The following is an 8,588-nucleotide window of genomic DNA, read 5'->3' as shown; positions in this document are numbered from 1 at the left end:
TATGGCCACCTCGCATCCCACGACGGGTCAGGAGTGATAGGGCAGGATTCCATACTGCAGATTGCATACCGTATGGAGTAACCATGGTCGCGGCCCGCGGCGTGGATGTCCAGAGAGGGCGGGCAAAGAATTCTCCGTGCGGTCGGCGCTACGGTCGCGGTCGCAGGCTCCCTGCCCGCCGCCAGGAACGGTCCACACCCCGCCGCGACCCCGTCCCTGCCGCTCCCCGACCGGCCCGCGAGCCCGCTGTCCGCAGGGCGCGCGTACGGGCGCCCTGCCAGCGTCCGCGGGTGCCCGCACCGGCTGAAGATTCTCGGCCGCCTTGCCTGCGTCGTCGCGGCGAGCGGACGTGCCACCCGCGCCGTCGCGGGGAAGAGGCCCTATCCGGCACGACCTCACCGGGGCTGGTGGCGTCCCGGCCCGCGCGGCGCCAAGGCCGGCGGGGGCGCACGTGACGAGCGGCTACAGCAGGACGAGAAGCTTGGTCCCCGGAACGAGCTTCCTGTTGACCGAGGTCGACTGGACGAACACCGTGTAAGCCGCGTTGCTCCCCGGTGTCACCGTCACCTCCGTCTCCGGCAGGCCGAGCACCTGCCGCGCGGCGGGGCCCGTGAAGACCTTTCCGGTCATCCGGCCCGTGGCAGCGTCCTTCTCGGCCACGGCGATCTTCTTGTTGGCCTGGATCTTCTCGCGCTTCGACAGTTCGTAGAAGGCGCACCCGGTCGTGTAGTGGTGCCCCGCGCGGGTGACGAAATCACGGATGGACGTCCGCTGGTCCACGGGGATCAGCACGTAGCCGCCGGCGCCGAGGGCCTGAAGGCTGGACCTCACATCCGCCGGGCTCAGGTCCTGTCCCATCGCGAAGAGGTTCCTCGTTCCGCGCACCCCCTGCTCGCGGTCCCGCAGAAACCTGGTGGCGGCCGTCTTGACGGTGCCGATCGCCTCTTCCACGCCCTGCGCCGAGTCCGCGTCCCAGACGGAGATGTTGCCCGTCGGGAAGCCGTACTGCTGAGCGGTGCGCTTGGCCAGGGAGTTGGGCACCAGAATGGCCGAGGTCCAGTGATCCGGCAGGCTGTTCATCTTGTCCGTGATCCTGCCCCGCCACTCGTCCAGTACCGCGCGCCCACCGGAGAGGCGGTCATGGCGCGCGCCCGTGCTGTCGGCCCCGGATGCGTTCTCCTCGCCGTCGGTGACGACGACTTCGAGGAAACTGTGCTCGCCGTACTCCTCCCATATGTGGCCGAGGTCGTCGAGCGCCTTGAGCGATGCCTGGATCAGCGCGGTCGCGCCGTTCTCGACCGTGTACAGGCCACGCATGGAGGGCAGGTGCTTGACGTCCATGTCCCACACCAGGTTCTCGACCAGATGGTCGAAGGCGTAGAGGCTGATGCGGGTCTCATGACCGAGCCTGTCGGACTCCTCCTGCAGACCCTTCACGAACTCGTCGACCACCCGCACGAGTTGCTCCGAGTGACCCCTCATGGAACCGGACTTGTCGATGACAAGGGCGACATGGTTCACGAAGTGCTTCTTGAGCCGGTCCTTCACCGCAGCGCTCATCGCGCCACCCCCTCTGTTCGATTCCCGCGGGACTGCGACGGCGCCCCGGGATCGCGAAACCCGGTACGGGCCCCGGACCGTCCGATGATGGGTTCACTCTAGGGAGCACCACTGACAGTCCCCCGGGGCGATCCGGTGGGCGGGGTCGACCCCGCGCCTTGAAGAACGGTCCGACGTCGCAATCGGAGGACCACCCCCGAGGCACGGACCTGGCCGCTTCCCGCTTCGGGGCCCGTCGACCCCCTTCACCCGGCCCCCGCGTCCTGGCGCCGCACCGCAAGACCCGGGGAGATAGACGTGCAGAGCGGATAAAGATGCCTAAAAACCGGCCACAGGCCGCTGTACGGTGGAAACCGGCCCCGCAACGCAGACTCCGCGACCGGTTCAGGAGGAAGCTCTCATGGCAGATCGACTCGACGTGGGGTCGCTGGCTCCGGGCGACCGGGCGGACGCGATCCGTGAATTCTCGTGGGCGATCAACGGCCACATAGAGGTGGGCCTTCCGCCGAACCCGCAGAACCTGCGGGCCGTTGCGACGACCAACGCGGTGGGTTCGGTGAAAGTCTCGAAAATCGGCTGGAACGTGGCCCGCCTCCGCCGCGCCGTCCCCCCGGTGAATGAGGACGTCGTGCCGCACGTTCACGTCCATTTCCAGGAAGCGGGGGTCTCCCGGATCCACCAGGGGGGTAGGCAGGGTCTGACACGGTCAGGAGATCTTGTGGTGCTCGAGAACGCGAAGCCCTACGACGTCTTCTTCCACGGTGCCATGCGTTCGGTGCTCGTGCGCGTCCCCACGCGCGTCCTGGGGCTGCGGTCGCCCCTGCTCGAGCAGGTCACAGCTGTACCGCTGAGTACGCAACACCAGGTCGCGGGTGCCACAGCGGCGTTCTTCACCCGACTGGCCCGCGAGCAGGCCGCCGCGGGCGAGACGGAGACCGCCCTGCTCTCGCAACCCTGCGTCGACCTGGTCAGGGCTCTGGTCACCATGGCCCTCGGCCGTGACGACCTCGCCAGAGCGCCGCTGAACAACACCCTTCTTCAGCGCGTCCAGGAGTACGTCCGCCTCCATCTGGCAGAACCCGACCTGACTGCCGCGCGTATCGCCGCCGAGCACCACGTTTCCGTACGTCAGCTCTACCTGACCCTGTCCCGAGCGGGAATCACCCTCGGTGACTGGATGAGGACGCAGCGCCTCGAAGAGTGCAAGAGAGAACTGGCGTCGTCCGCGCATCGGTTCATGACGATCGAGGCGATCGCCCACCGATGGGGATTCACCAGCGCGCCCCACTTCAGTCGCGTGTTCAAGGCGGCGTATGGCGTGAGCCCCCGCGAGTGGAGGCTGGAACAAGCGGCGGGGAGTGCGGACTTCCCGCAGCCGACCGAGCCCCGCCGCCCGGACACCGCCTCCGGCTGACCTCTCGGCCGCCCGCCGGGCGGCGGAGAGGAAGTCCCGATGCGAGACACCTCGCAGTGAGGGCGGGGCACTCTCACACGCGAGAGGCAGGGGCGGTCACCGCGCGACGCCCCCTTCCGTCACCCCTCGCTGAAAGCCGGACAGAGCGCGACGTCGCCGACTCCCCACCATCGGCACGCCGGTCGCCGCCTTGCCTCACCCTGCACGGTTCGGCCCAGGACCTGCCTTTCCGTGCAGGAATTCGGGCCCGCCTCCTGGTACCGAGGAGCCGGCCAGCGGGGCACCGCCCCCCAGCGGGCCGGACCATGCGGGGATCGCGATCGGCGGGATCGGGCGCCGAGCGGGTCGGCGGCGGCCCCGAAGTCCGCGCTTCCCCCGGCCCGCAGCAGCACTCGGCAGGCGCCCGATCCGTGCGGTGCGCCGTTCCACATCGCGCCCCCGAGAAGGGGTAAATCCGACATTCGACCTCGATTGTCTTCTCCATTGCTTCGCTCTACTGTCGCCGACGACGACGTCGGCCCCGGGCACGCGCTCCTCGACGAGGGCACCTGCCCGGGAGAACCACCTCGCGTGCGCCCTCGCGGGCGGGGGGCAGGTTCAACGCGCACCCGATCCCCCTCCCGACGGGTTCCGCGCCCCGAAGCACACCGGCTTCCGCCACACGTCACGCTCCGGCGCCAGGTACCGCTTCACCACCTGACGTGCGCCGCACCAACGAAAGGCACGACATGACCAAGATCGCAATCCTCCACGGCAGCACCCGCCCCGGGCGCAACGGCGCTGCCGTGGCAGATTGGGTTCTCGACATCGCCGAGCAGTGTTCCGACGCGGAGTTCGAGCTCGTGGACCTGGCGGACTACCCGCTGCCGCTCCTCGACGAGGCGCTTCCACCGTCACTGGGGCAGTACCAGAACGACCACACCAAGGCGTGGGCGTCGAAGATCGCCGAGTTCGACGGCTTCGTGTTCGTCACTCCGGAGTACAACCACTCCACCACGGGCGCCCTGAAGAACGCGCTCGACTACCTGTACTGGCCTGCGTGCCGTGGATCACCTCCGCCTCATCGCGAGTGAGCTGCAGATCGCCACGCCCGAGGCGTCGGACCTGGGCAGCGGTACGGCGATGTCCAGTCGGCGTCCACCATGAGGACGGACCTCTGGGGTGAGCGCAGTGGTGCGGTGACGGCGCGGCTGCGGGCATACGCGCGCGTGCACGACTCCTCGGGGTGGGTGTTGCCGGCGCAACCCATTTAAATCATGTATATAATCTATATGCTCGATGTCTGCCTCTGTGGTCTCCGGCCGCCGCCGACACGGATGCAGCACCGGTTCGCACGCGCGGGGGTGGTTCAGCGGGCGGGTGCCCGCCCTCCCCGCAGCACGATTCACAAGGAATCCCATGATTTTTGACGATCCGTTCGCCCAGGTGTCGCCGGCGGACGCGGCCGAACTCGCCTCGCTGGTGAGCGGTCCGGTCCTGCTGCCCGGGGGCGAGGGTTACGACGCCGAGTGCCAGATCTACAACCTGAACGTGCCCCTCCAGCCGGCGCTCGCGGTCGGTGCCACCGACGCGGCCGACGTGCAGGCGGCGGTCCGCTTCGCGGCCCGCCAGGGCCGGCCCGTGACGGTGAAGACCACGGGGCACCAGCAGGTCGACCCGGCCCGCGGCGGTGTTCTGATCAGCACCCGGCGCATGAAGGGCATCGCCGTCGACGCCGGCCGTCGACGTGCACGAGTCGAGGCCGGTGTGATCTGGCAGGAGGTGATCGACCAGGCCGCCGCCTTCGGCCTCGCCCCGATGAGCGGCTCGGCACCCCTGGTCGGCGTGGCCGGTTACACCCTCGGCGGTGGGCTCAGTCCGGTCCTCGGCCGGAGCCGGGGTTACGCGGCGGACCACGTCCGCTCGCTGGAGGTGGTGACCGCGGACGGCGAGTTGCGGCATGTCACGGCGGACAGCGACCCCGAACTCTTCTGGGCCCTGCTCGGGGGCAAGGGCAATTTCGGCGCCGTCACCGCGCTGGAGTTCGACCTTTTCCCGTTGACCCACTTCTACGGCGGTGGCATCCACTTCCCCGGGGAACGCCTCGCCGATGTGCTCCACGCCTGGCGCACCTGGCAGTCGACGATGCCGGAGGAGATGACCTCCTCGGTGGCCGTGCAACGGCTGCCTCCGCTGCCCGAGTTGCCGGAGCCCCTGCGGGGGGCGTTCGTGGTGCACGTGCGTTTCGCCTTCCTCGGTCCGGTGGCCGAGGGCGAGCGGTTGATCGCACCTCTGCGCGCGGCCGCCCCGGCGCTCATCGACGCCGTGGGTGAGATGCCCTACACCGCCATGGGCGCCATCCACATGGACCCCCCGACGCCGATGCCCTACTGCGACCGCACGACGATGCTGCGCGAGTTCCCCGCCGAGGCGGCCGACAAGCTGGTGGAACTGCTCGGCCCCGACTCCGGCTGCCCGCTGGTGAGCGTCGAGCTGCGCATGCTCGGCGGCGCTCTCGACCGTGAGCCCGCGGTGCCCAACGCCGTCTCCACCCGAGGGCTACCCTTCGTCCTCTTCGGTTTCGGTGTGGGCGCCCCGGACCAGGCCGCGTACCTGGGCGGAAAGCTCGACGAGGCAATGGGCGCCATGGAGCCCTGGGCGGACAGGCGCCGGATGGTCAACTTCCTGTCCGCTGAGGAGGCCACCGACCCCGAGCGGTTGAGCGAGGTCTACGGCGCCGAGCGCTACCGGCGGCTGACCGCGGCGAAGAAGGCGTACGACCCGACCAACATGTTCCGCGTCAACCACAACATCCTGCCGGACTGACGAGGCACGGCCGCCGGGACGGGGGCGGAGCCCGGGTCCGGACTCATCCGTCCGGCCCCGGCAATTCCGCAGGCATCGCCGGGGCCGACAGGCACAGCGGCAGAGACGGGAACGTCTGAGCCGGTCCCGCACATCGGCTGGGACCCGCAGTCGACCGACGCGACGGCGCCAGGGTGACCTGCGCAGCACCGTCCAAGGACCCCGCCGAAGTCGGTGCGGCCGGTGCGGAACGTACCTGCCGGATCGCGGGAGAGCATCGCGGCTTCGGCCGTCTGCAGACGAGCTACGTATCGCAGCGGGGACGCTGAGCACTTCGAACCTTACGGCCACGTATGGCCGCAACTGCCCCCGGAAACCACTGCTGTGCAGGCCCGCACCGGCGTCAGTACCTCCGTCTACCGTATCCCCAGACACAGCCAGCTGGAGTAGGAGTCCCATGCCAAAGCGCGTCTTCGTCAGTTTCGACTACGACTACGACAAGCCCCTGAAGGACTTCCTGATCGGGCAGGCAAAAAACCCCGACGCGCCCTTCGGGATCCACGACTGGTCGCTCAAGGAAACGTCCCCCGACTGGAAGGACAAGGCCCGCGCCAGAACCCGGGCTTCGGATATCGCCATCGTCATCTGCGGCGAGCACACCAAGACGGCCGTCGGCGTTGCCATCGATCTCAGGACTGCCCAGGCAGAGGGGATCGACTACTTCCTGCTGAACGGGTACAGCGGCAAGAACGGCAAGAAGCCGAAAACGGCCAAGGCCACGGACAAGATCTACAAGTGCACACGGGAGAACCTCGAGCTGCTCGTCGGGGGGAACCGGTGACAACGCCTCCTGGGCCGAACCAGCGACTGGAGATACTCGAGTTCTACAAGCTCGCCGTGGAGATGGCCGACCGAATCTCTGCGCGCCGAGGAACGGCCAATGCTTTCTTCCTGTCTGTGCAGAGCGCTTTCGTCGCTCTGGTCGGCTTCGGATTCCCAAAGCTCTCCGACTCTCCCTGGTGGGTGCCGTTCGCCGTAACCCTCGCCGGCATTACCCTCTCAGCCACCTGGTGGACGCAGCTTCGCAGCCACCGGGACCTCACCATGGCAAAGTTCAAGGTCATCAACCAGTTGGAGGAGCACCTCCCGGTCAAGATCTTCGCTGACGAGTGGGAGGCCCTCAAGAGCGATCCGATCCCCAACTGGCGTAAACGATACGCGGAACTGGGCACCTCGGAACGCATCGTCCCCCTGGTGTTCGCCGTGGCACACTTGGTCCTCTTTGTGGGCACACTGGCCGCGTGACCTACCTCGACCCCATCGCCGACCTGATCCGGTCCTGCTTGCCCTCTGACGCCAGGCCCCCTGCCAACTCCGATGATCTGTTCCGCATCTACGCCGTGCTTCTGCAGGCCAAGGGGGAGCGTGAGAAGCGGTGGTGCGGGTCGGTGAGCATATGGTGGACGAACTCGGCGGTCGAGCCGTCGAATCGCTGCCATGAGTCAGGGATGTCCTCCGGCCGCCTGGCGGGCGCGGTGACCACGATGTCCCGCCGGACCTTACCGGCGGTGGACGCTGACAGCGTAGCCGCCGCCGTCGTAAGGGTCGGCGTCCCAGGTGGCGAAGCGGTCGACGAAGGTGAGGCCGGCTGCGACGCAGCAGTGGTCGTACTCGGGCAGGGTGATGCTGGGCGGTACGGGCAGGTGGGCTTCGTCCAGGCCGAAGCCGGCGATCATCACTCCGCCTGGGCGCAGGGCCGCGGCCAGGCGCTTGATCACCGTGGCCTCGGTGCCGGCAGCAAGCAGCGGGAAGACGTTGCCTGCGGCGACCACGAGGTCGAAGTCCGCTTCGATGCCGAGCGTGTCCGCGTCGAACCCGGCCAGATCGATCTGGAACCAGGGCAGTCCCGGCGCCTGCTTCCGCGCCACTGCCAACATCGATGCGTCAAGATCCACCCCGACACAGTCGTACCCGAGTTCCGCAAGCCTGATCATGACCCGTCCGGTGCCGCATCCGGCGTCCAGCACCCGCGCTCCGGCCGGCACGAGCGCCGCACAGAACCGCGCCTCACCGTGTACGTCCTTCCCCTTGCGGGCCACGGCCGCGAACCGTGCAGCGTAGTCCTGTCCGGACGTCCCCCCGGTCAACTCCTCCCAACGGCTCATGCCGTCAACTATAGGTCGACACCGTGTGTCACTCGGAGATGCGCCATCGGCGGGTTGGTGCGGTGCGTTCCGATGGCCGGCGGAGCCGTGGAGCTGCCGGTGGAGAGGAGCCGCGCACGGCCGCGAGGTCCGCGTCGGTGACTCGTCCGCGGCTCGCGACCACCCGTTGAGCGAAGCGAGCGGCCGCGGCGCGCATGGGGTCCACCGAGCTGCCGGCGCGAGCCAGGTCGATGTCGTCGCTCGACGTTCCGCCGAGTTCGGACGATACGTACGTGTGCATCGCCAGGCAGTAAGCGCAACCGTTGGCCTCCGAGACCGCGAGGGCGACGGTGTGCCGCGTCTTGGCGTCGAGAACTCGACTCATGGTGCTCTGCAGCGTCACGACGGCTTCAAGAACGGCCGGGTTCGACGCGATCGTCTTGCACATGTTCGGGACGAAGCCGAGCTGTGCGCCGATTTTGTCGAGGATGCCCTGTACTCCCGCGGGGAATCGGCGGAAAAGTGAACGTTCAGTCGTGACATCAGCGATTCGACCTCCGGTAGCTCTGCGAGTCGCCGCCGAGCCCAAGTCGGGTCGTGCACCTTTTGGGCTTTATTTCCCATTTCCGAGAGCTGACACCCCCATGACTGGGCTGTCAAGCCCAGCCTGCGGTATGGTGTGACGC

General features: G+C 68.2%; 7 protein-coding genes and 2 pseudogenes. 6 read left to right on the top strand and 3 right to left on the bottom strand.

What is annotated here, in order from left to right:
* Positions 1 to 462 precede the first annotated feature (462 nt).
* The gene (locus AC3EUJ_RS30215; RefSeq protein WP_431966908.1) at positions 463 to 1,560 is read right to left on the bottom strand and encodes a vWA domain-containing protein; all 1,098 of its coding nucleotides are present in this window, start codon (positions 1,558 to 1,560) and stop codon (positions 463 to 465) included.
* 400 nt (positions 1,561 to 1,960) lie between these two features.
* Between AC3EUJ_RS30215 and AC3EUJ_RS30210 the strand changes: the two genes are divergently transcribed.
* From AC3EUJ_RS30210 to AC3EUJ_RS30185, 6 genes and pseudogenes are all read left to right on the top strand, one after another.
* Complete coding sequence (locus AC3EUJ_RS30210) at positions 1,961 to 2,974, top strand: helix-turn-helix domain-containing protein (protein ID WP_431966916.1); 1,014 nt, start codon at positions 1,961 to 1,963, stop codon at positions 2,972 to 2,974.
* Between the two features lie 728 nt (positions 2,975 to 3,702).
* Positions 3,703 to 4,072: pseudogene (locus AC3EUJ_RS30205) on the top strand (NADPH-dependent FMN reductase); the annotation flags it as partial.
* 300 nt (positions 4,073 to 4,372) lie between these two features.
* Positions 4,373 to 5,779 carry an FAD-binding oxidoreductase gene (locus AC3EUJ_RS30200; RefSeq protein WP_431966906.1) on the top strand — a complete coding sequence of 469 codons (1,407 nt, stop codon included), beginning with the start codon at positions 4,373 to 4,375 and terminating at the stop codon, positions 5,777 to 5,779.
* Between the two features lie 436 nt (positions 5,780 to 6,215).
* Positions 6,216 to 6,599, top strand: a complete 384-nt coding sequence (locus tag AC3EUJ_RS30195; protein ID WP_431966904.1) for a hypothetical protein — start codon at positions 6,216 to 6,218, stop codon at positions 6,597 to 6,599.
* The gene (locus AC3EUJ_RS30190; protein WP_431966902.1) at positions 6,554 to 7,063 is read left to right on the top strand and encodes a RipA family octameric membrane protein; all 510 of its coding nucleotides are present in this window, start codon (positions 6,554 to 6,556) and stop codon (positions 7,061 to 7,063) included. The genes AC3EUJ_RS30195 and AC3EUJ_RS30190 overlap by 46 nt, the downstream gene beginning before the upstream one ends.
* Positions 7,060 to 7,128: pseudogene (locus AC3EUJ_RS30185) on the top strand (DUF7701 domain-containing protein); the annotation flags it as partial. The gene AC3EUJ_RS30190 and the pseudogene AC3EUJ_RS30185, both read left to right, overlap by 4 nt.
* A gap of 189 nt (positions 7,129 to 7,317) precedes the next feature.
* Here the strand turns inward: AC3EUJ_RS30185 and AC3EUJ_RS30180 are convergent.
* The gene (locus tag AC3EUJ_RS30180) at positions 7,318 to 7,923 is read right to left on the bottom strand and encodes a class I SAM-dependent methyltransferase (protein WP_431966900.1); all 606 of its coding nucleotides are present in this window, start codon (positions 7,921 to 7,923) and stop codon (positions 7,318 to 7,320) included.
* Positions 7,924 to 7,951: 28 nt separating this feature from the next.
* Positions 7,952 to 8,350, bottom strand: coding sequence for a carboxymuconolactone decarboxylase family protein (locus tag AC3EUJ_RS30175; protein ID WP_431966898.1), 399 nt, complete (start codon positions 8,348 to 8,350; stop codon positions 7,952 to 7,954).
* Positions 8,351 to 8,588: the final 238 nt, after the last annotated feature.

The organism is Actinacidiphila sp. bgisy160, assembly GCF_057707815.1.
This window is presented reverse-complemented; position numbering and strand designations above follow the sequence as displayed.

Coding starts and splice junctions, on each gene's coding strand:
- AC3EUJ_RS30200 (WP_431966906.1), top strand. CDS start 4,373: ATGATTTTTGACGATCCGTTCGCCCAGGTGTCGCCGGCGGACGCGGCC.
- AC3EUJ_RS30210 (WP_431966916.1), top strand. CDS start 1,961: ATGGCAGATCGACTCGACGTGGGGTCGCTGGCTCCGGGCGACCGGGCG.
- AC3EUJ_RS30180 (WP_431966900.1), bottom strand. CDS start 7,923: ATGAGCCGTTGGGAGGAGTTGACCGGGGGGACGTCCGGACAGGACTAC.
- AC3EUJ_RS30195 (WP_431966904.1), top strand. CDS start 6,216: ATGCCAAAGCGCGTCTTCGTCAGTTTCGACTACGACTACGACAAGCCC.
- AC3EUJ_RS30175 (WP_431966898.1), bottom strand. CDS start 8,350: ATGTGCAAGACGATCGCGTCGAACCCGGCCGTTCTTGAAGCCGTCGTG.
- AC3EUJ_RS30215 (WP_431966908.1), bottom strand. CDS start 1,560: ATGAGCGCTGCGGTGAAGGACCGGCTCAAGAAGCACTTCGTGAACCAT.